The organism is Polaromonas sp. YR568, from assembly GCF_943372955.1.
GTDB lineage: Bacteria > Pseudomonadota > Gammaproteobacteria > Burkholderiales > Burkholderiaceae_C > Polaromonas.
This window is the reverse complement of record NZ_CALSAL010000005.1, coordinates 39163-60440: the sequence shown is the minus strand read 5'-3', so window position 1 is coordinate 60440 and position 21278 is coordinate 39163. Positions and strand designations below refer to the sequence as shown.

Sequence of the window (21278 nt, the reverse complement as noted above, 5' to 3'; positions counted from 1 at the left end):
CGGCTTCAGTGCCCGAGAATTTTTGACAGGAAGTCCTGCGCCCTGTCGGTCTGCGGGTTGTTGAAGAAGGCCTCGGGTGCGTTCTGCTCCACGATCTGCCCCTGGTCCATGAAGATCACGCGGTCAGCCACGGCCTTGGCAAAGCCCATCTCATGGGTCACGCACAGCATGGTCATGCCCTGGTTGGCCAGCTCGACCATCACGTCCAGCACTTCCTTGATCATTTCCGGATCTAGCGCCGAGGTGGGCTCGTCGAACAGCATGATCTTGGGTGTGAGGCACAGCGCGCGCGCAATCGCCACGCGCTGCTGCTGGCCGCCGGAGAGTTGCAGCGGGTACTTCTGCGCCTGCTCGGCGATGCGCACGCGTTCGAGCTGGTGCATGGCCCGCTCCACCGCGTCTTTCTTCGACAGCCCGCCGACCCAGGTGGGCGAGAGCGTCAGGTTTTCCAGCACCGTGAGGTGCGGGAACAGGTTGAACTGCTGGAACACCATGCCGACCTGGCGGCGCACCGCGTCGACGGCCTTGACGTCATCGCCCAGCACCGAGCCGGCCACGGTGAGCTTGCCTTCCTGGTACTCCTCCAGCGCGTTGATGCAGCGGATCAGCGTGGACTTGCCCGAGCCCGAAGGCCCGCAGATCACCAGCCGCTCCCCTTGCTTCACGGTCAGGTCCACGTCGCGCAGTACGTGGAAATTGTTGCCGTACCACTTGTTGACTTTGTCGAATTGAATGATGGCTTCAGACATTTGGAATGGTTCTCCGTTCAGCGGGCCTTGCCCACGGCGAGCCGCCGCTCCACCCACAGGCTGTAGCGCGACATCGCAAAGCAGCAGGTGAAGTAGATGGCAGCAATGAAAAGATAGGCTTCGATCTTGAAGGGCCGCCAGTTCGGGTCAGAGCCCAGCGCCAGCGAGAGCGCACCCGTGAGCTCATACAGCGACACGATGGTGACCAGCGAGGTGTCCTTGAACAGGGAGATGAAGTTGTTCATGATGCTGGGCACCACGGTGCCGAGCGCCTGCGGCAGCACGATCTTGATCTGCGTCTGCCAGTAGCCCAGCCCCAGGCTGGCGGCGGCTTCGGTCTGGCCTTTGGGCAGGGCCTGCAGGCCGCCACGGATGATCTCCGCCATGTAGGCCGCCGCAAACAGCGTGATGCCCACGATCACGCGGATCAGCACGTCTGGCGATTTGCCGATGGGCATGAACAGCGGGAACATGAAGCTGGCCATGAACAGCACTGAGATCAGCGGCACGCCGCGGATCAGCTCCACATACACCACACACAGTGTCTTGATGGCCGGCATGTTGGCGCGCCGGCCCAGCGCCACCGCCACCGCAATCGGGAAGGCCAGCGTCATGGAAATGACGGTGAGCATCACCGTCAGCGGCAGGCCGCCCCACTGGTCGGTGGGCACCTTCACCAGGCCAAAGTAGCCGCCGCCCATCAGGGTGAAGAACGCCGCCAGCACCACCACCCACAACGCGGCGAGCCAAGGCTTCCAGAACCAGCGGCTGCAGCTGGCCACCACCAGCCCGAGCAGCAGCACGGTGGCCAGTTCCGGGCGCCATTGTTCGGTCTGCGGGTAACGCCCGAGCAGGATGATGCGGGACTTCTCGGTCACCACGCCCCAGCAGGCGCCGATGCCGCGCGCGGCCTGGCAGGCGTCTGCATTGGCGGCGGTCACAGCGTTCACTACTGCCCACTCAAAGGCCGCGCTGCCGGCCCAGATCAGGACGGCCAGCACCAGCAGCGAGAGCAGCGAGTTGCCGACACTGGAAAACAGGTTGTTGCGCAGCCAGGGCAGCGGCCCTTCCATGCGCACGGGCGCCGGGCGCGGCGTGATCGGTACAAAGTTCTGGCTCATGCTCAGCGCTCCTTGATGGCCGCACGGCTGTTGAACCAGTTCATCAGCGCCGAGGTGATGAGCGAGGTCGTGAGGTAGATCAGCATGATGATGGCAATGCACTCCACCGCGCGGCCGGTCTGGTTCAGCGAGGTGTTGGCAATCGACACCAGGTCGGGGTAACCCACCGCCACCGCGAGCGAGGAGTTCTTGGTCAGGTTGAGGTACTGGTTGGTCAGCGGCGGAATGATCACGCGCAGCGCCTGCGGCAGCACCACCAGCCGCATCGAGTGGCTGCGCGACAGCCCCAGCGAGGCACTGGCCTCATGCTGGCCGAGCGACACTGAAGCAATGCCAGCCCGCACCACCTCAGCCACAAAGGCCGAGGTGTACAGCACCAGGCCCAGCAGCACGGCCAGGTATTCCGGCGACAGCGCACCGCCGCCTTCGACCTGCGTTTCGGTCAGCTTGGGCAGGTTCCACTCGTTGGGCGCGCCACCGGCCAGCCAGCCGAGCACGGCGCCGGCAACCAGCAGCGCCAGCGACACCCACAGCACGGGCTTGGTGTGGCCGGTGCGGTCGAAATGCGCGCGGGCGGCCTTGGCATAAAAGAAGCTGGCCACGCCGCCGGCAAACACGCCGACCACCGCCAGTGTCTGGCCCAGCTGCCAGACCGGTGATGGATACGACAGGCCGTTCTTGCTCACGTACACCAGGCCGCCCAGCTGCAGGGCGTCCTCGATGGCGGGCAGGTACTCGGTGAAGAGCAGGTACCACATCAGCAGCTGCAGCAGCACTGGAATGTTGCGGAACAGCTCGACATAGGCATAACAGAACCCGCGGATCAGCGCATTGCGCGAAAAGCGCCCGACGCCCAGCAGTGTGCCGAGAATGGAGGTCAGCACAATCCCGATCACGGCCACGCGCAGCGTGTTCACCAGCCCGACCATGAAGGCGTGCCAGTAGGGGTTGTTGGAGTCGTAGGTCAGCCAGCCTTCGCCGATGTCAAAGCCGGCAGGCTGCAGCAGGAAGTCGAAGCCGCTCTGAATGCCGCGCGTCTTCATGTTGGCCAGCGTGTTGGACACCAGCAGCCACACCAGGAAGGCGATCAGGCCGACCACCAGGACCTGGTAGACCACCGCGCGGGCTTGCTTGCTGCGCCACGAAAAGCTCTTGCGACGCGACGCGGGGGCCGTGCGCGCCGGAATCAGCGAATGTTCGGACATGGTAGTTACCAAATAAGAGCGAAGAGCGCAAAAAGAGCGGGCCACCCGCCCGGAATGTCGCGCGAGTGGCCCGTTGCGTTCAGCGCATCGGAAAGGTCAGGTCAGCGCACCGGGAATGCGTACATCTGGCCGCCCTTGGTCCACAGGTTGTTGGCGCCACGTGGCAGGGCCAGCGGTGTCTTGGGGCCCACATTGCGCTCGAAGATCTCGCCGTAGTTGCCGACGGCCTTGATGGCGCGCACCAGCCATTCCTTGTCCAGACCCAGCAGCTTGCCGGTGTCTTCGCCGCTGCCGGTCAGGCGCATGACCACCGGGTCCTTGCTGTCCTTGACCATGGCATCGACGTTGGCCTGCGTCACGCCGTACTCTTCGGCCTCGATCAGGCCGTAGACCACCCACTTGACGATGGCGAACCACTCGTCGTCACCGCGGCGCACCATGGGGCCCAGTGGCTCCTTGGAGATCAGGTCAGGCAGGATGACGTGGTCAGCCGGGTTCTTGGCTTCCTTGTTGCGCACCGAGGCCAGACCCGAGGCGTCTGTCGTGTAAGCCTGGCAGCGGCCCGAGAAATAGGCGGCGTTCACGGCTTCCTGCTTTTCAAACACCACCGGCTTCATGCCCAGGTTGTTGGCCTTGGAGAAGTCGGTCAGGTTTTTCTCGGTGGTGGTTCCGGACTGCACGCAGACCGTGGCGTTCTTCAGTTGCTTGGCGCTGCGCACCTTGCTTTTGGTGGGCACCATGAAGCCCTGGCCGTCGTAGTAGGTCACGGCGGTCTGGTTCAGGCCCAGCGAGGCGTCACGCGTGAGGGTGAAGGTGGTGTTGCGGGCCAGCACGTCCACTTCGCCGGACTGCAGGGCGGTGAAGCGCTGCTGGGCGTTCAGGGGCACCCACTTGACCTTGCTGGCATCGCCCAGCGTGGCGGCGGCGATGGCCTTGCAGGTGTCCACATCCAGACCCGACCAGTTGCCGTTGCTGTCGGCAGCCGAGAAACCGGCCAGGCCGACGTTCACGCCGCAGATCACCTGACCGCGCGCCTTGATGGCATCCAGAGTCTTGCCGGCATGCGCCGGTGCCATGACAGCCATCGTCAAGCCTGCAACGGCAAGAGCGGCCAGACCACGTTTTTGAGCAAGTTTGATCACGGAATTCTCCAGTCAGTGAATGGTTGGGTATCGAGAGCGGATCAGCACGAAACATGCCAATGGACGGATGCTAGTCCAAGCAACCCGCGCCCCATCTCAGGGCAAGCCCCTAGTCTGACGCCGATGTCATGGCCACTTCTGCATAAGCTCATGCCCCAAGGCGGGGCGCACTGGCCGCAATCTCTTGCAGGCGTGTCAGCTGGCGGCGGCGCAGACCCGCAGCACCTCGGCGCCATAGGCCTGCAGCTTCTTGGCGCCCATGCCGCTGATGCCGTCCAGATCGGTCATGCTCTGCGGCGAGCGCTCGGCAATCGCGCGCAGCGTGGCATCGTGAAAGATCACGAAGGCCGGCAGGTTGTGCTCGCGCGCCACTTCCGCGCGCCAGGCTTTCAGACGGCTCAAGCGCTCCAGCGCGCCAGCGTTCAGCGCCGCTTCGGCCAGCCCTTTCACCGAGGTCTTGGTCACCCGCTTGCGGCGTTCGGTGGGGCCCAGCGTCTGCTCGCGCAGCACCAGGCGGACTTCGCCCTTGAGCACCTGCCGCGCATCGGGCAGAAGCTGCAGGGTGCTGAAGGCTTCGGTATCGACCCGCACCATGTTGCGCGCAATCAGCTGGCGCAGCACGCCGCGCCACTGCGCTTCGGCCACGTCGGCACCGATGCCGAAGGTGCTCAGCGTGTCATGGCCGTACTGGGCCATCTTGTCGGTATGCTTGCCGCGCAGGATATCCATGATGTGCCCGGCCCCGAAGCTGATGCCGCTGGCCTGCTGCACGCGGTAGATGCAGCTGAGCATCTTGCGGGCGGCGTCGGTAGCATCCCACACGGCGGGCGGCTGCAAACAGTTATCGCAGTTCCCGCAGTTGGAGCTGTCTTCGCCGAAGTAATGCAGCAGGCTCACGCGGCGGCAGCGGGTGTCTTCCGCCAGGCTCAGCAGCGCATCGAGTTTGCCGCGCATCACCTGCTTGAACTCCTCGCTGGCCGCCTCGCTGGTGTCGATCATGCGGCGCTGGTTCACCACGTCCTGCAAGCCGTACATCATCCAGGCGTCGGCGCTTTGGCCGTCGCGGCCGGCGCGACCAGTCTCCTGGTAGTAGCCTTCGATGTTCTTGGGCATGTCCACATGGGCGACAAAGCGCACATCGGGCTTGTCGATGCCCATGCCGAAGGCAATCGTGGCGACCATGACCAGGCTGTCCTCGCGCAGAAAGCGGTTCTGCCGCTGCTGGCGCACGCTGGCGTCCAGTCCGGCGTGGTAGGCCAGCGCGGGGATGCCGGCGTCCTGCAGGGTGCCCGCAATCTCCTCGACGCGCTTGCGCGACTGGCAGTACACGATGCCCGCTTCGCCATCGTGCTCGGTCTGGATAAAGCGTAGCAATTGCGCGGCGGGGTTGGTCTTCTCGACGATGGTGTAGCGGATGTTGGGCCGGTCAAAGCTGCTGACGAACTGGCGGGCGCCCTCCAGTCGCAGCCGCTCGACCATGTCTTGCCGGGTCAGCGCGTCGGCAGTGGCGGTGAGTGCCATGCGCGGCACATCGGGAAAGGTCTCGTGCAGCAGGCTGAGCGAGCGGTACTCGGGCCGGAAGTCGTGGCCCCACTGGCTCACGCAGTGCGCCTCGTCAATCGCGAACAGACTCAACAGGCCGCGCTCATGCAGCGAGGTGAGCAGCCCCTTCATGCGCGGCGTGTTGATGCGCTCGGGCGCCGCATACAGCAGCGTCAGCTCGTTGCGCAGCAACTGCTTTTCGAGCAGGCTGCCTTCGTCAAAGGTCTGGGTGGAATTGAGGAAAGCGGCCGCCACACCGGCCTCGTGCAGTGCACCCACCTGGTCGTGCATCAGCGCGATCAGTGGCGAGATCACGATGGTCACGCCGTGGCCGGCGTTCTGCCGCACGATGGCCGGTATCTGGTAACACAGCGACTTGCCGCCGCCCGTGGGCATCAGCACCAGTGCATCACCTCCATTCACCACATGGTCCACGATGGCCTGCTGCGGCCCGCGAAAGCTGTCGTAACCGAACACGTCGCGCAGGACGTCGGCCGGCGTCGGTGACCCGGTGATGGCGGCGGGCAGGTTCAAAGGCGGTTCAGGGACAGCGCGGAAGGAGGGCTTGAACGAGCCGGCTCACATCTGTTCCCAGGGCAGGCCCTCGAAGCGCCAGCCCGACAGCGTGGAGCGCTGGAAGCGGTCGTCCAGCTCGCCCTCGAAACCATTCACCACATGCTGCACGTCGGTGAAGCCGGCGGCTTCCAGCGCCTTGCCGGCGTCCAGCGTGCGCTTGCCCGAACGGCAGATCAGCAGCACCGGCTGGTCCTTGCCGGTGGCCTCGCGTGCCACGGCATCGGCAAACTTCGCCGGGTCGGGCTGCAGGTCGGGGTATTCGTACCAGGGCACGTTGACCACGCCGGGTGGCCGGCCCACGTACAGCGACTCGATTTCCATGCGCACGTCCACAAACAGTGCGTCGGGGCGACTTTGCAGCCAGGTCCAGGCTTCTTGGGGGGTGAGGTTTTTCATGGGCGTTGGCGGAATATGCTTATTGTCCATGCAAGCAGGGTGGCCCCGTAAAATGCAGGCATGAAGCCCATCGCCTACACCCGCGGAGCCGCGCTCCCCGCCCTTCTGGAACAACGCATTGCCATTCTTGATGGCGCGATGGGCACCATGATCCAGCGCTTCAAGCTCAATGAAGCCCAGTACCGTGGGGAGCGTTTCAAGGACTTCCACAAGGACGTCAAGGGCAACAACGAACTGCTCAGCCTGACGCGCCCCGACGTCATCCGCGACATCCACGAAGGCTATCTGGCCGCCGGTGCCGACCTGATTGAAACCAACACCTTTGGCGCTACCACGGTGGCCCAGGCCGACTACGACATGGCCGATCTGGCGGTCGAGATGAACTACGAATCAGCCCGCATCGCCCGCGCCGCCTGCGACAAGTTTTCCACGCCCGACAAGCCGCGCTTTGTGGTCGGCGCCCTCGGCCCCACGCCCAAGACCGCCAGCATCAGCCCCGACGTGAACGACCCCGGCGCGCGCAACACCAGCTTTGAGGAGCTGCGCAAGGCCTATTACGAGCAGACCGAGGCGTTGGTCAAGGGCGGCAGCGACGTGCTGCTGGTCGAGACGATTTTTGACACCCTCAATGCCAAAGCCGCGCTGTTTGCCATTGACGAGTATTTTGATAACTCGGGCGAGTGCCTGCCGCTCATCATCAGCGGCACGGTGACCGACGCCTCCGGCCGCATTCTCAGCGGGCAGACGGTCACCGCCTTCTGGCACAGCGTGCGCCATGCGCGGCCGCTGGCGGTGGGTCTCAATTGCGCGCTGGGCGCGACGCTGATGCGTCCCTACATCCAGGAGCTGGCCAAGGTGGCTGAGGACACCTTCATCAGCTGCTATCCGAACGCCGGCCTGCCCAACCCGATGAGCGAGACCGGCTTTGACGAGACGCCCGATGTCACCTCCCGTCTGCTGCGCGAGTTCGCCGACGAGGGGCTGGTCAACATCGTCGGCGGCTGCTGCGGCACCACGCCCGACCACATCCAGGCGATTGCCAGCGCGGTGTCGCCCTTGTCGGCGCGCGGTGTGAGCAGCGGATTTTTCTACCGCGAGGCGGCGTGATTCTCCGGGTGCGGCCGGGGCTTGCCCTTGCCGCGCTGCTGTTTGGTCTGTTGTCTGGTCTGCTCACTGCCTGCAGCCAGAGCCCGCCGTCGTGGGACAGCCTGCTCGCGGGCAAGATCACAGGCCAGTACCCCACCTATTCAGTGACTGTGGCGGCGCCAGGCCAGCTCCACGTGGAGCGCCCGGGCATGCCGGACAAGGTGATTGCCGTCGACCCGATTGCCCAGCATTGCCTGCGCGGCGCCCGAGACTGCAGCTACGCCGTCGAGCAGATGTTGCTCGAACTGCGCGATCCCTGACCGGACCCTGCCGCAGACAGACTAAAATACCGGCTTCCCAAGGAGCGTTGCAGCGAGACAGTCGTCTCGTCAGGCTTGGGCGATCAAGAGCGTGCCTGTCCGGCGCGCCGCTTTTTGCAACCACGCTCACCTTGCCCTGAAGGTGATGCGCATGTCTGATAGTCAAAACCCTGTTTCTGTTCCGCCGATGAAGCTCTCGGGGCTTGAGCCCGTGCTCGTCGGCAGCGCCAGCCTGTTCGTCAACATTGGCGAGCGCACCAACGTCACCGGCTCCAAGGCTTTCGCCCGCATGATCCTGAACGGCGAGTACGAACAGGCCCTCGCGGTGGCGCGCCAGCAGGTCGAGAACGGCGCGCAGATCATCGACATCAACATGGACGAGGCCATGCTGGACAGCCAGGCGGCCATGGTGCGCTTTCTGAACCTGATCGCCAGCGAGCCGGACATCGCCCGCGTGCCCATCATGATCGACAGCTCCAAATGGAGCGTCATTGAGGCCGGCCTGCGCTGCATCCAGGGTAAGGGCATCGTCAATTCGATTTCCATGAAGGAAGGCGTCGACACCTTCAAGCAGCAGGCCAAGCTGCTCAAGCGCTACGGTGCCGCCGCCGTGGTGATGGCGTTCGACGAGCAGGGCCAGGCCGACACCTACCAGCGCAAGGTCGAAATCTGCGAGCGCGCCTACCGCGTGCTGGTTGACGAGGTGGGCTTCCCGCCCGAAGACATCATCTTCGACCCCAACATCTTCGCGATTGCCACCGGCATCGAAGAGCACAACAACTACGCAGTTGACTTCATCGAGGCCACGCGCTGGATCAAGCAAAACCTGCCCGGCGCCAAGGTGTCGGGCGGTGTGTCGAATGTGTCCTTCAGCTTCCGCGGCAACGACCCGGTGCGCGAAGCCATCCACACCGTGTTCCTCTACCACGCGATCCAGGCGGGCATGGACATGGGCATCGTCAACGCCGGTATGGTGGGCGTGTATGACGACCTCGAACCCCTGCTCCGCGAGCGGGTGGAAGACGTGGTGCTCAACCGCCGGGCTGATGCTGGCGAGCGCCTGATCGAAGTGGCCGAAACCGCCAAGAGCGGCGCCAAGGACGACAGCAAGAAAAACGAATGGCGCGCCCTGCCAGTGCGCCAGCGCCTGTCACACGCGCTGGTGCATGGCATGAACGAGCACATCGTGGCCGACACCGAAGAGGTGTATCAGGAAATCCTGGCCGAAGGCGGCCGGCCGCTGCATGTCATTGAAGGCCCGCTGATGGACGGCATGAACGTCGTCGGCGACCTGTTCGGGCAGGGCAAGATGTTTTTGCCGCAGGTGGTCAAAAGCGCCCGCGTGATGAAGCAGGCCGTGGCCCATCTGCTGCCCTACATCGAGGCGGAAAAACTGCTGCTCGAAGCCGGCGGCGGCGACGTCAAGCCCAAGGGCAAGATCATCATCGCCACCGTAAAGGGCGATGTGCACGACATCGGCAAGAACATCGTCACCGTGGTCCTGCAGTGCAACAACTTCGAGGTGGTGAACATGGGCGTGATGGTGCCCTGCCACGAGATTCTGGCGCGCGCGAAAGTCGAAGGCGCCGACATCGTGGGCCTGTCGGGCCTGATCACGCCCAGCCTGGAGGAAATGCAGTACGTGGCCGCCGAGATGCAGAAGGACGACCACTTCCGCATCCGCAAGATTCCGCTGCTGATTGGCGGCGCTACCACCAGCCGCGTGCACACGGCGGTGAAGATTTCGCCGCACTATGAAGGCCCAGTGGTGTATGTGCCCGACGCGTCCCGCAGCGTCAGCGTGGCGCAAAGCCTGCTGTCGGAGCAGGCCACCAAATACATCGATGAGCTCAATGCCGACTACGAAAAAGTCCGCGTCCAGCACGCCAACAAGAAGCAGACTCCGATGTGGCCGCTGGCCAAAGCACGCGCCAACGCCACCCGCATCGACTGGGCCCACTACAACCCGCCGGTGCCCAAGTTCACAGGCCGGCGTGTGTTCAAGAACTTTGACCTGGCCGAGCTCGCGCAATACATCGACTGGGGTCCTTTCTTCCAGACCTGGGATCTGGCGGGCCCGTTCCCGGCGATCCTGAAAGACGAGGTGGTGGGCACCGAGGCAGTGCGTGTGTATGCCGATGCGCAGCGCATGCTCAAGCGCCTGATTGAAGGCCGCTGGCTCACTGCCAACGGCGTGATGGGCCTGTACCCGGCCAACAGCGTGGGCGACGACATCGAGATTTACACCGACGAAACCCGCACCGAAGTGGCCATGACCTGGCACGGCCTGCGCCAGCAGGCCGAAAAGACGGCGGTGCCCGGCGCCGACGGCAAGAACCACATGCGCCCCAGCCGATGTCTGGCTGACTTCGTGGCGCCGAAAGTGCTGCCGGCCGAAGCCAAGGCGGTGCGCGCCGGCCACGCCGGGCAGGAAGGCCACAACACCTTCATGCTGCCCGACTACATCGGGCTGTTTGCCGTCACCGCCGGCATCGGCGCTGAGAAGAAGGAGAAGTACTTCCTCGACGACAACGACGACTACTCCTCCATCATGCTCAAGGCGCTGGCTGACCGGCTGGCCGAAGCCTTTGCCGAGGCGCTGCACCACCGCGTGCGCACCGACCTCTGGGGCTACGCACCGGGCGAGTCGCTGGGCATGGAAGACATGATTGCCGAAAAATACCAGGGCATCCGCCCCGCGCCCGGCTACCCGGCCTGCCCCGACCACAGCGTGAAGAAAGACATGTTTGCGCTGCTCAAGGCCGACGAGATCGGCATGGCCCTGACGGAAAGCCTGGCCATGACGCCGGCCGCCAGCGTCAGCGGCTTTTACCTGAGCCACCCCGAGAGCGCCTATTTCAACGTTGGCAAAATCGGAGACGACCAACTGCAGGACCTGGCCCGGCGGCGCGGCGCGAAGGCGGAAGACCTGCAACGCCTGCTGGCACCGAATCTCTAGCATCCGCGAGGTCTTTTCGCTGGAATTGTTTACCGACGTGCCAGCTTGAACGTTACACAGACTGCACGTACGCTATGCCCTGCGCCGCGCTGTCCCGCGTGGTGCACTGATTCAGGAAGGACACCCCCATGAACACCGCTATCGACTCACTTCAACCCGGCCAGCAGCCTGCCGGCGCCAGCAACAAGGCGCTGTGGGCGGCCGTCATCATTCTCGGTCTGGCCGTGCTCGGCATGGGCGCGATGATGATCTCCAACCAGCGCGCCATGATGGCGGCAAACACGGCGGCGGGCACCGCGCCCGGCGTGGCTGCTTCCACTGCAACCACCACGGCCCCACCTGCCCAAGCCACTGCTTCGGCCAAGTCCACGACGGCCGACGATCTGGTGGAAAAGCCGGTCGCCGCACCCGCCAAGCCCGCCCCTGCACCGGCCAAAAAAGTCGTCAAACCCGAACCCAAGCCAGCCCCTGCGCCCAGCACCGCTGGCGTGTCGCCCGCACCGGCGCCAGCGCCCGCCGTGGCCGTGTGTGCGGTGTGTGGCGCGGTTGAATCCGTCACACCCATCGAGCGCTCCAGCAAACCCGATGGCCCGGGCATTGGCGCAGTGGCCGGTGGCGTACTGGGCGCGGTGCTCGGCAACCAGATCGGCCACGGCGGCGGGCGCACTGCTGCGACCATTCTGGGCGCGGTGGGCGGCGGTTTTGCCGGCAACGCCATCGAGGGCAAGGTGCGCCGGGAAACGGTGTACCAGGTCGGCGTGCGCATGGAAGACGGTTCCACCCGCATGGTCGAAGTTGCCAACGCGCCCAGCGTGGGCAGCCGTGTCACCGTAGAGGGCGGCACGCTGCGCACCCGCGAGGGCGCGGTGTACGCACCCAAGCCTGCACCGGTGGCACAGCCAGCGCCATCACCCATCCCCACAGACCGCTGAAAGCCCGGCCCGCAGCCCTGCCGGGCACTGGCCCCCGTTGACGCACACGCCACAAAGACTGACTTCCGGAAGGCATCCCACAGCACATGTTCCGCTTGGCACTCATCCTGTTCGGTGGTGATGCGCTGGTCCGCCGCTGGCGGGTGTTTTATGCCGTCGGGCTGCTTACTTTTCTGTGCGGCGTCGCCGTCATCGCTGATCTGTTTGACGGCGCGGCCGATCTGGCTGGCTGGATGTTCGGTCTCGCCCTGTTGGCGCAGGGGCTGGTGGACCTGGTGATTGGCAGCACCCACAGTGGCTCGCGCCGCCGCTTCGAAATGCTGCGCGGCGCCGCGATGCTGGTGTTTGCCTGCCTGCTGCTCGACTTCCCGTGGGACAACTCAATTGCCGCCGGCGTGCTGTTCGCAGGCGCCTTTGCCTTCAACGGCGTGGTGCGCATTGCCTGCAGTTTGCTGGTGCGCTTTCCGGGCTGGCGCGGCTCGCAGGCGATTGGCTGGGGCTATCTGGTCATGGCGTTGCTGCTGATCACCAGGTGGCCGCTGCCCGACAGCATGAACGTGCCGTTTTGCACCGGTCTGGCACTGATGGCGGGCGGCCTGGTGCTGGCCCGCGGCGCCTGGCGCCTGAAGCGCCTGCCCCCCGGCTCACGTCTGGCAGCGATCTCGCTCTACCGGCGCCGGCACGCCGCGGCCATACCGTCGCCAGTTGTGCCCGCTGATGCCGCTGTGCCCGCCGATGGTGAGCCGATGGTGGTGCATGTGTGGACGGCCGTCCACCAGGCAGAAGACCGTATTCGCCTGCCGCTGATTGACCGCTACATCGCCGCGCTGTCGCGCAAGGGCAGCGTGACCACCGGCCATGTGGCGCTGGAGTGTGGCGATCTCTACATCAGCCACCACCCGCGGGTGCGGCTCACCATCACCCAGCACAACCTGTTCGACAAGGTGCGCGCCACCGAGGGCAACGACCACCCCGGCATGTGGCTACCTACCTATGCCGGTGAAGCGGCCAACACCCAGCCGTCGACCTTCCGCATCCGCTTCCGGGTGTTCAACCACGCCTACCTGCTGGCCTTCTGGAATGCCTACCGGCAAGACGACACCTACAACCTCACCAGCCGCAACTGCTCGGTGGTGGTGACCGAAGCTGTCGATGCGGCGCTGGAAGGCGTGTTCGCAGACAAGCCTTTTTGGCGCACTTTGCTGCGCCTCGCCCTGCACCCCGATATCTGGCTGGCCAGCAGCACCCGCGTGCGGGCGGAGTCCATCGCCTGGACGCCTGGTCTCGCCCTCGACTACGTCAGCGCCCTCCGGCGCATCACGCATCCGCGGCAGCAACTGGGCGTGCAGATGTGGCGCTGGCTGAAGTTCCGCAAGCGACACCTGGACTGAATTCGGGACGCCATTCCGTCAGTCACTTCGCCTGTCCCGATGAAGACTGCATGGCATCGATGGTCTCCAGCGCGTTGAGCATGTAAAGAAACGCACTTTGCTCGTCGGTGAGTGTCTGGCCGGGTTTTATCTCGTCAAGCCAGCGATGGAGGTCTGTTGCGCGGTCAGCCAATGTCGTTGCCAGTGCTTGCCGGTCGGCGGCGGATGACTCGGCGATGCACGTCGATCTGGCCGAGTCATCGCTGATGCCCCATTGGCGTGCCAGTGGAATGAGGTCTTTGAACTGCGGCGGAACTTTGGCCTCGTCCAGCGCGACGGGTCGGTGCGAAGCGCATGCCGACGCGGGAACGCCTGTGGTAGTGGCGCGGGTGGGTGTGCGATCACCGCACCCGACGATCGCGAGTGCGATGAGCATGAGGCCGAGTTGTTTGGTCATGTGGAGGGCCTTGCGAGCGGGTACAACAGCCTTTGAGGTTGCAGCGGCGCGGTCACGCTGGGTCATCCCTCTGCGCCCGATAAGTCGTTTGGACAAAACCAAAATCGTAGGCTTTGGACGAGACGAGGCGCAGCTTCATGTCGCCCGGCAGCTCACCGAAAAGCCGCCGTCCCGCACCTAGCAACACAGGAATCGTCGTCACCGTGAGTTCGTCAATCAGCCCTTCTGACAAGAAGCTCTGGATGACCTGGCCACCGTCAACATAGGCATGTTTGCAGCCGCCGGTGCCGAGGCGATGGAGCAGCGCGTGCGGCGCCTCGGTGCTGGCCTCCAGTTGAATGCCCGATCCTTGCAGAAACTGAACAGGTCTGGAGGTGAGAACCACCACGCGTTTGCCCTCATACGGCCACGGTTCAAAGGTGGCCACCTGGTCGTAGGTGTTCCGCCCCATGATCAATACGTCTACCGTGCTCATGAACTGGGCATAGCCGCAGTCTTCACTGGCGGGTACGGTACCATTGCCTTCCATGAGCCAGTCAATCGCACCGTCTTCGCGGGCGATGAAGCCGTCAAGGCTGGTGGCGATGTAAACAGATGCAGCGATGGTCATGCAGGAAATTCCATTCGGTGTTTGTGCTTGTGTTTCTATTTGGAGTCGGACTCAGGCCGCCACCGAGTGCGCCTGAAGGTTGACATGCAGGCTCTCGCGCATGGCCCTGAAGATGGCGGCCAGGTTGTCCATGCCGGGATTTCCGTGGGGGGACAGCATTCTGTGCAGGCTCTTGCTGGGTTTGGCGACCACGGTGGCGAGCTGCTCAAAGCCAATGGTGGCATTGACCAGATCGCGCAAGATGAGTCGGGCGGTTTCCGGCTCGCCGTTGAGGAACAGCGTGGCGGCCTCGTCGAGCAGCGCCTGCGCAAACAAGGGGTCGCGTTGTGCGCGCTGGGTGACGGTTTCCTTGAAGTCTCTGGTCAGTGCCATGGTTTCTACCTTTTGTGCTTTTTGGCTGATTCGGAGGCCACTGCTTTCTTGCGGCGCTTGTATTCAGTCAGCAGTTCTTTCGCCCGGTCGATGTCGCGCTGCTGTCCCCGCTTGATGCCACCACCAAGAAGAACAATGAGCGTGTCGCCGTCCCTGGCCAGATAGATCCGGTAGCCCGGACCCCAGTCAATGACATATTCACCCATGCCATCAAACCACTTGATGCTGGAGGTGTTGCCCATCTCCATTCGAAGCTTGGCCACGGTGACTTTGGCCGCAGCTTCTGGCGAGAGGCTGTCAAACCAGTCCTTGTAGGGGTTGGAGGCATCCTCGCGGAGGTACTCTTTAACCTGCACATCGAGTCCTAATGGTAACACATGCGTTACCTTTGATGGTTGGCTCTGGTGTCGGTGACTGAACAGCTACGAATGGGTTGAAGAAATGCCGTCCGCGCATCACCCACCCCCCTTCAAAGCCCGCCGGTACTGCACCGCCTCCGCCACATGGCTGACCTGCACCTGCGCGGCGCCGGCCAGATCGGCCACGGTGCGGGCGACTTTCAGGCAGCGGTGAATGCTGCGGCCAGACCAGCCGAGGCGGGCGGCGGCGGTGTGTAGGAATTTCGCGGCCGCGTCGTCGAGCTGGCACTGCGCGTCGATGGCGCGGCCGGCCAGTGCCTGGTTGGCGCTGCCCTGGCGGGCCATGGCGCGGTCCCGGGCGGCCACCACGCGTTGCTGGATGCTGGTGGTGGCCTCACCCGGCGGCGTGTTCACCAGCTCGTCGGCGGCCAGCGCGCCTACTTCCACATGCAGGTCGATGCGGTCAATCAGCGGCCCACTCAGCTTGCCTTGGTAGCGGCTGATCTGCTCCGGAGAACAGCGGCAACTGCGTTGCTGGGAGCCGAGGTAGCCGCAGGGACAGGGGTTCATCGCGGCAATCAACTGGAAGCGCGCCGGGAATTCGGCTCTTTGTGCTGCCCGGGCGATGGTGATGGTGCCGGACTCCAGCGGCTCGCGCAGTGCCTCCAGTGCGGCGCGTGGAAATTCAGGCATCTCATCCAGAAACAAAACTCCGCCGTGGGCCAGCGATATTTCCCCCGGTCTTGGTGGCGAGCCGCCGCCCACCAACGCGACGGCACTCGCTGTGTGATGCGGCGCGCAGGTGGGCCGCACGCCCCAGTGTTCCAGCGCGAAGCGGCCACCGAGCGATGCGACCGCTGCGCTTTCCAGCGCCTCCTGCGTGGTCATCGGTGGCAGCAGTCCGGCAAAGCGCTGCGCCAGCATCGACTTGCCCGAGCCGGGCGGGCCCATCATCAGCACGCTGTGGCCGCCAGCCGCAGCGATCTCCAGTGCGCGGCGTGCGGCGGCCTGGCCCTTGACGTCGGCCATGTCGGCGCAGTGGGTGACAGGTGCGGGCGGCGTCGGCGCCACGCGCGCCCAGCCCGACAGCGCTTCGGGCGCAGCGTTGCCGGGCAGGAACTGCCGCACCACGTCCAGCAGATGGTGGGCGCGGTAGATTTCGGCTTCCGGCACCAGCGCCGCCTGCTGCGCGCTGCCTTCGGGCAACACCAGCCTGGGCGCGGGCTGGGTCGATTCGCGTGCCTGCTGGATGGTGGCGAGGCTCATCGCCAGCGCGCCCTTGATGGGCCGCAGGTCGCCGCCTAGCGACAGCTCCCCGGCAAACTCGTAGCCTGCCAGCCGCGCGGCATCAACCTGTCCGCTGGCCGCCAGAATGCCCAGCGCAATCGCCAGGTCGAAGCGGCCTGAATCCTTGGGCAAATCGGCCGGGGCCAGGTTGACGGTAATTCGTTTATTGGCCGGAAACTCCAGCCCGGTGTTCTGGATGGCCGAGCGCACCCGCTCGCGCGCTTCCTTGACTTCGGTTTCGGCCAGACCCACCAGCGTAAAGCTGGGCAGGCCGTTGGCCAGATGGACTTCCACCCGCACCGGGTGCGCCTGCAGCCCCAGCAGGGCGCGGCTGTGCACTAAAGACAAACTCATGTCGGCTCCCTCTGCCGGACGCAAGGGCGGTTGGCTGCCCGCCTGCGTCCTGTTTTTGTGCTGGAAGTATCGCGCACGGCCCGCCGCAAACAGGGGTTTTCTGGCCCCAAGGTGAAGAGTACCCAAGCCGTGCACTTCACAGCCCATGCACCCGATTCATGCGGCCAATGCAGCCAGCAACCCTTTGCGCACCAATAAAGAGCATGATTTCCGCCCGCTCCCGGTGCATTTCGTTGAAATCGCCGGCGAATCGACTCTGGTGGCGCCCTAAAGGTGCGTCAGGCGGTGCCCGCCGTGCATCCGGTGGCTCGGCTGGGAGGCTTTTGGCACGTTACGTGCTAAGTCCCTTCCGCGTATGTGAGTCATGTTCGGAGCTTGTGCTGAGGGCTATCAACTAGATAGGCAGTAGATAGCGATTCACGGAAGCCCTGTCATCCGGCAGAGGCGGTGCCCGAGGCGCCGCTTTCCCATTCATCCTTGGAGGAAATCTGAAAATGAAACTAGTAACGGCCATCATCAAACCGTTCAAGCTGGACGAGGTGCGGGAAGCGCTGTCCGGTATTGGCGTTCAGGGCATCACCGTGACCGAAGTCAAGGGCTTCGGCCGCCAGAAGGGTCACACCGAGCTGTACCGCGGTGCAGAGTACGTGGTGGACTTTCTCCCCAAGGTCAAGATTGAAGCTGCCGTGTCTGACGACCTCGTCGACCGCGTGATCGAGGCTGTCGAGGGCGCAGCCCGCACCGGCAAGATCGGCGACGGCAAGGTTTTTGTCTACAACCTTGAACAAGTGGTGCGTATCCGGACCGGCGAAACCGGCAAGGAAGCGCTGTAAGGCTCACCTTCAAAAGAGAACATTGACATGAAAAAACTACTTGCCTCCCTCGTACTGGGAATGAGCTTGCTGACCATGGGTGCGGGCGCCATCGCCCAGGCTCCGGCAGCAGCCCCCGCCGCCTCCGCTCCTGCTGATGCAGCACCTGCCGCCGCAGCAGCCGCTGCCCCTGCAGCTGCCGCTCCGGCGGCCGCACCTGCGCCTGCCGCTGCTGAAGCCGCCCCGGCCGCAGCACCTGCACCCACGCCCAACAAGGGCGACACCGCCTGGATGATGGTCTCCACCATCCTGGTGATCCTGATGGTCGTGCCCGGCCTGGCCTTGTTCTACGGCGGCCTGGTCCGCAGCAAGAACATGCTGTCCGTGCTGATGCAGGTCATGGTGACGTTCTCGATGATCGTCGTGCTCTGGTTCATCTACGGCTACAGCCTGGCCTTCACCGAGGGCAACGCTTTCTTCGGCAGCTTTGACCGGCTGTTCATGAAGGGTGTCTGGGACAACGCCGCCGGAACCTTTGCCAACGCAGCCACCTTCAGCAAGGGCGTCGTGATTCCCGAGATCGTGTTTGCCGCCTTCCAGGCCACCTTCGCCGGTATCACCTGCGCACTGATCGTCGGCGCCTTCGCCGAGCGCATCAAGTTCTCCGCCGTGCTGTTGTTCATGGTGATCTGGTTCACCTTCAGCTACGCACCGGTTGCCCACATGGTCTGGTTCTGGATGGGTCCTGACGCTTACGCCACCAAGGAAGTGGCCGACGCGATGACTGCCAAAGCAGGTTACATCTGGCAGATGGGCGCCCTCGACTTCGCTGGCGGTACCGTCGTGCACATCAACGCCGCTGTGGCTGGCTTGGTCGGTGCCTACATGATTGGCAAGCGCATCGGCTACGGCAAAGAAGCCATGGCACCTCACAGCCTGACGCTGACCATGGTCGGCGCCTCCATGCTGTGGGTGGGCTGGTTCGGTTTCAACGCCGGTTCCGCACTCGAAGCCAATGGTTTTGCAGCTCTGGCCTTCATCAACACCCTGGGTGCCACCGCTGCTGCCGTGCTCGCATGGTGCGTGGGTGAAGCCCTGATGCGTGGCAAGGCTTCCATGCTCGGCGCCGCATCCGGTGCTGTGGCTGGCCTCGTGGCCATCACGCCTGCCGCCGGTAACGTCGGCATTGGCGGCGGTCTGGTCATTGGCTTTGTGGCTGGTTTCGCCTGCCTCTGGGGTGTGAACGGCCTGAAGAAAATGCTCGGTGCAGACGACTCGCTCGACGTGTTCGGCGTGCATGGCGTGGGCGGTATCGTCGGCGCGCTGCTGACCGGCGTGTTCAACTCGCCAAGCCTGGGTGGCCCAAGCGCAGTGGCCGACTGGACCACGGTGGCCATGGTTGCACCTGAGGCTTACTCCATCGCCAGCCAGGTCTGGATCCAGGCCAAGGCCGTGCTACTCACCATCGTGTGGTCGGGCGTGGTCTCCTTCATCGCCTACAAGATTGTTGACCTCACCATCGGTCTGCGCGTGACTGAAGAGGAAGAGCGCGAAGGTCTGGACATCGCCGCACACGGCGAGACCGCCTACAACCGCTAAGCGAATGCATGGGTCAGCCGGGTCCCGCACCCGGCGCCCGCCAAGGATCTCCTTTGGATGTTCCGCCCGCCCGAGCCTCGGCTCCGGCGGGCTTTTTTTCGCCTGTGCGTTGCGGCGGGGCGGCAGGGCGCCGGTGGCACCATGCTTGCTAAATGAGTTACTAACAAGAATCAAGGAGTTGGCGATGCGCCCGGATCTTTCCCTGTCCCGTCTGCGGGCGCAATACCTCGGTGGCGAGCTCACGCCACTGCAAATGGTCGAGTCGCTTCACGCCCACCTGCTGGCCGAAGACGCCGCGCTTGACCGCCATGTGTGGATTCGTCGTCTCTCGCTCGACGAGCTGCGCGCCTACGCCAAGGCATTGCAAGGGCGCGACCCGCGCGATCTGCCGCTCTACGGCATTCCGTTTGCGATCAAGGACAATATCGACCTCGCAGGCGTTCCCACCACCGCCGCCTGCCCCGACTTTGCGTACACCCCCGAGCGCAGTGCCACGGTGGTGCAAAAGCTAATTGACGCTGGCGCCATTCCGGTCGGCAAGACCAACCTCGACCAGTTCGCCACTGGTCTGGTGGGTGTGCGCTCGCCCTACGGTGCCTGCAAGAACGCCATCAACCCCGAGTTCGTGTCGGGCGGTTCGTCGTCAGGCTCGGCAGTGGCGGTGGCGCTGGGCATGGCCAGCTTTTCACTCGGCACCGACACCGCAGGCTCGGGCCGCGTGCCGGCGGGCCTGAACAACATCGTCGGCCTCAAGCCCAGCCTGGGCCGCCTGTCTGCTGCAGGCGTGGTGCCGGCCTGCCGCACGCTCGACACCATTTCCGTCTTTGCCCTCACTGCGGCCGACGCCGCCACGGTGCTGGCTACTGCGCAGGGCGTTGATGCGCTGGACCCTTACTCGCGCGCCATGCCACCGGCAGGCTTCAACTTTGGCGCTGGCGCTTTCCGCTTTGGTGTGCCGCGCCTGCAAGACCTGGAATTTCATGGCAACGCCGAAGGGCCCGCGCTGTTTGCGCAAGCAGTCGCCCGGCTGCAGGCGCTGGGCGGCACGCCAGTGGAGATTGACCTCACGCCCTTCCGCGATGTCGCCCGGCTGCTGTACGAAGGCCCGTGGGTGGCTGAGCGCTACGCCGCCATTCGCCCCTTCATCGAGCAGCACCCCGAAGCGCTGCACCCGGTCACGCGCGCCATCACCGAAAAAGGCATCACCTTCTCGGCCCCCGACACCTTTGCCGCGCTGTACCGCCTCAAGGCCCTGCAGGCGCAGACCCTGCCGGTGTGGAGCAGCATCGACTGCCTGCTCGTGCCCACCGCAGGCGCGGCCTACACCATTGCCGAGGTCGAGGCAGACCCGATCCAGCTCAACTCCAACCTCGGCCACTACACCAACTTCGTGAACCTGCTCGACCTCTCGGGCATCGCCGTGCCCACCGGCTTCATGGCCGAGGGCCAGGCGGCCGGCATGCCTTGGGGCGTGACGCTGCTGGCGCGGGGCGGGCAAGACTTTTCATTGCTCACACTCGCCGCGCGGCTGCATGCCGCCAGCGCGCCTGTTGTGGCCACAGTGGGTGCGCTGCCACATGCGCCGCACCTCACGGCTGGCCTGCCCGACGCGGCGGCCTTCCCATCCGGCCAGGTGCGCGTGGCCGTGTGCGGCGCGCACCTGAGCGGACTGCCGCTCAATCATCAGCTCACCACACGCGGCGCACGCCTGCAGGCCACCGTGAACAGCGCGCCCGTGTACAAGCTCTATGCCTTGCCCGGTGGCCCGCCGCTGCGGCCCGGCATGGTGCGCGTGGCCGAAGACGGCGCCGCGATTGCCATGGAAGTGTGGGAACTGCCTGCCACCGAATTTGGCTCTTTTGTCGCCGGCATTCCCGCGCCGCTGGGCATTGGCACCGTACAGCTGGAAGACGGCAGCACGGTGCAGGGCTTTGTGTGCGAGTCGCTGGCCGCCGCGCAGGCCGAAGACATCACCCACCACGGCGGCTGGCGCGCATTTCTGCAGTCACGGTAGTGAGCCTTGGGGTGGC

The 21278-nt window shown here is 64.7% G+C and carries 20 protein-coding genes and 1 riboswitch; of the genes, 9 read left to right on the top strand and 11 right to left on the bottom strand.

The window, feature by feature from the left end; genetic code table 11:
- Positions 1 to 5: 5 nt before the first annotated feature.
- The 6 genes from AAG793_RS13135 to AAG793_RS13110 all read right to left on the bottom strand — a co-directional run bounded on the left by AAG793_RS13135 (position 6) and on the right by AAG793_RS13110 (position 6731).
- Entirely contained in the window at positions 6 to 749 is a 744-nt protein-coding gene (locus AAG793_RS13135; RefSeq protein WP_341908805.1) for an amino acid ABC transporter ATP-binding protein, read from the bottom strand.
- Between the two features lie 17 nt (positions 750 to 766).
- Positions 767 to 1870 carry an amino acid ABC transporter permease gene (locus tag AAG793_RS13130; RefSeq protein ID WP_341908802.1) on the bottom strand — a complete coding sequence of 368 codons (1104 nt, stop codon included), beginning with the start codon at positions 1868 to 1870 and terminating at the stop codon, positions 767 to 769.
- Positions 1871 to 1872: 2 nt separating this feature from the next.
- Positions 1873 to 3075 (bottom strand): ABC transporter permease subunit, encoded by a 1203-nt coding sequence (locus AAG793_RS13125; RefSeq protein WP_341908800.1) that lies wholly within the window; start codon positions 3073 to 3075, stop codon positions 1873 to 1875.
- A 101-nt stretch (positions 3076 to 3176) separates the two neighbouring features.
- Positions 3177 to 4160: an amino acid ABC transporter substrate-binding protein gene (locus AAG793_RS13120; protein WP_341909128.1), complete on the bottom strand. Its 984-nt coding sequence runs from the start codon at positions 4158 to 4160 to the stop codon at positions 3177 to 3179.
- 252 nt (positions 4161 to 4412) lie between these two features.
- Entirely contained in the window at positions 4413 to 6293 is a 1881-nt protein-coding gene (gene recQ, locus AAG793_RS13115; protein WP_341908798.1) for a DNA helicase RecQ, read from the bottom strand.
- Between the two features lie 45 nt (positions 6294 to 6338).
- Complete coding sequence (locus tag AAG793_RS13110) at positions 6339 to 6731, bottom strand: rhodanese-like domain-containing protein (protein WP_341908796.1); 393 nt, start codon at positions 6729 to 6731, stop codon at positions 6339 to 6341.
- A 60-nt stretch (positions 6732 to 6791) separates the two neighbouring features.
- On the opposite strand from AAG793_RS13110, the gene AAG793_RS13105 reads away from it, so the two are divergent.
- From AAG793_RS13105 to AAG793_RS13085, 5 genes are all read left to right on the top strand, one after another.
- On the top strand, positions 6792 to 7838 hold the full coding sequence (locus AAG793_RS13105) for a homocysteine S-methyltransferase family protein (RefSeq protein WP_341908794.1): 1047 nt from the start codon (positions 6792 to 6794) through the stop codon (positions 7836 to 7838).
- On the top strand, positions 7835 to 8137 hold the full coding sequence (locus AAG793_RS13100) for a hypothetical protein (protein WP_341908792.1): 303 nt from the start codon (positions 7835 to 7837) through the stop codon (positions 8135 to 8137). Before AAG793_RS13105 ends, AAG793_RS13100 begins: the two co-directional genes overlap by 4 nt.
- 33 nt (positions 8138 to 8170) lie before the next feature.
- A riboswitch (S-adenosyl-L-homocysteine riboswitch) is annotated at positions 8171 to 8272 on the top strand.
- Between the two features lie 7 nt (positions 8273 to 8279).
- A complete protein-coding gene (gene metH / locus AAG793_RS13095) occupies positions 8280 to 11096 on the top strand; it encodes a methionine synthase (protein WP_341908790.1) in 2817 nt (938 codons plus the stop codon).
- A gap of 128 nt (positions 11097 to 11224) precedes the next feature.
- A complete protein-coding gene (locus AAG793_RS13090; protein ID WP_341908787.1) occupies positions 11225 to 12028 on the top strand; it encodes a glycine zipper 2TM domain-containing protein in 804 nt (267 codons plus the stop codon).
- 86 nt (positions 12029 to 12114) lie between these two features.
- The gene (locus AAG793_RS13085; RefSeq protein ID WP_341908785.1) at positions 12115 to 13419 is read left to right on the top strand and encodes a hypothetical protein; all 1305 of its coding nucleotides are present in this window, start codon (positions 12115 to 12117) and stop codon (positions 13417 to 13419) included.
- 22 nt (positions 13420 to 13441) lie between these two features.
- Here the strand turns inward: AAG793_RS13085 and AAG793_RS13080 are convergent, their stop codons facing one another.
- From AAG793_RS13080 to AAG793_RS13060, 5 genes are all read right to left on the bottom strand, one after another.
- Positions 13442 to 13855, bottom strand: a complete 414-nt coding sequence (locus AAG793_RS13080; protein ID WP_341908782.1) for a hypothetical protein — start codon at positions 13853 to 13855, stop codon at positions 13442 to 13444.
- Between the two features lie 52 nt (positions 13856 to 13907).
- Positions 13908 to 14465 carry a dihydrofolate reductase family protein gene (locus AAG793_RS13075; RefSeq protein ID WP_341908779.1) on the bottom strand — a complete coding sequence of 186 codons (558 nt, stop codon included), beginning with the start codon at positions 14463 to 14465 and terminating at the stop codon, positions 13908 to 13910.
- A gap of 51 nt (positions 14466 to 14516) precedes the next feature.
- Positions 14517 to 14837 carry a transcriptional regulator gene (locus AAG793_RS13070; RefSeq protein ID WP_341908777.1) on the bottom strand — a complete coding sequence of 107 codons (321 nt, stop codon included), beginning with the start codon at positions 14835 to 14837 and terminating at the stop codon, positions 14517 to 14519.
- A gap of 5 nt (positions 14838 to 14842) precedes the next feature.
- Complete coding sequence (locus AAG793_RS13065) at positions 14843 to 15214, bottom strand: type II toxin-antitoxin system RelE/ParE family toxin (protein ID WP_341908775.1); 372 nt, start codon at positions 15212 to 15214, stop codon at positions 14843 to 14845.
- Between the two features lie 78 nt (positions 15215 to 15292).
- Positions 15293 to 16837 carry a YifB family Mg chelatase-like AAA ATPase gene (locus AAG793_RS13060; RefSeq protein ID WP_341908773.1) on the bottom strand — a complete coding sequence of 515 codons (1545 nt, stop codon included), beginning with the start codon at positions 16835 to 16837 and terminating at the stop codon, positions 15293 to 15295.
- Between the two features lie 145 nt (positions 16838 to 16982).
- Between AAG793_RS13060 and AAG793_RS13055 the strand changes: the two genes are divergently transcribed.
- The 4 genes from AAG793_RS13055 (at position 16983) to atzF (ending at position 21262) form a co-directional block, all read left to right on the top strand.
- Complete coding sequence (locus tag AAG793_RS13055; RefSeq protein ID WP_341908770.1) at positions 16983 to 17108, top strand: hypothetical protein; 126 nt, start codon at positions 16983 to 16985, stop codon at positions 17106 to 17108.
- A gap of 223 nt (positions 17109 to 17331) precedes the next feature.
- Positions 17332 to 17670, top strand: coding sequence for a P-II family nitrogen regulator (gene glnK / locus AAG793_RS13050; protein WP_007873831.1), 339 nt, complete (start codon positions 17332 to 17334; stop codon positions 17668 to 17670).
- A 27-nt stretch (positions 17671 to 17697) separates the two neighbouring features.
- Positions 17698 to 19248, top strand: a complete 1551-nt coding sequence (amt, locus tag AAG793_RS13045) for an ammonium transporter (protein ID WP_341908768.1) — start codon at positions 17698 to 17700, stop codon at positions 19246 to 19248.
- A 184-nt stretch (positions 19249 to 19432) separates the two neighbouring features.
- A complete protein-coding gene (gene atzF / locus AAG793_RS13040) occupies positions 19433 to 21262 on the top strand; it encodes an allophanate hydrolase (RefSeq protein ID WP_341908767.1) in 1830 nt (609 codons plus the stop codon).
- Positions 21263 to 21278: the final 16 nt, after the last annotated feature.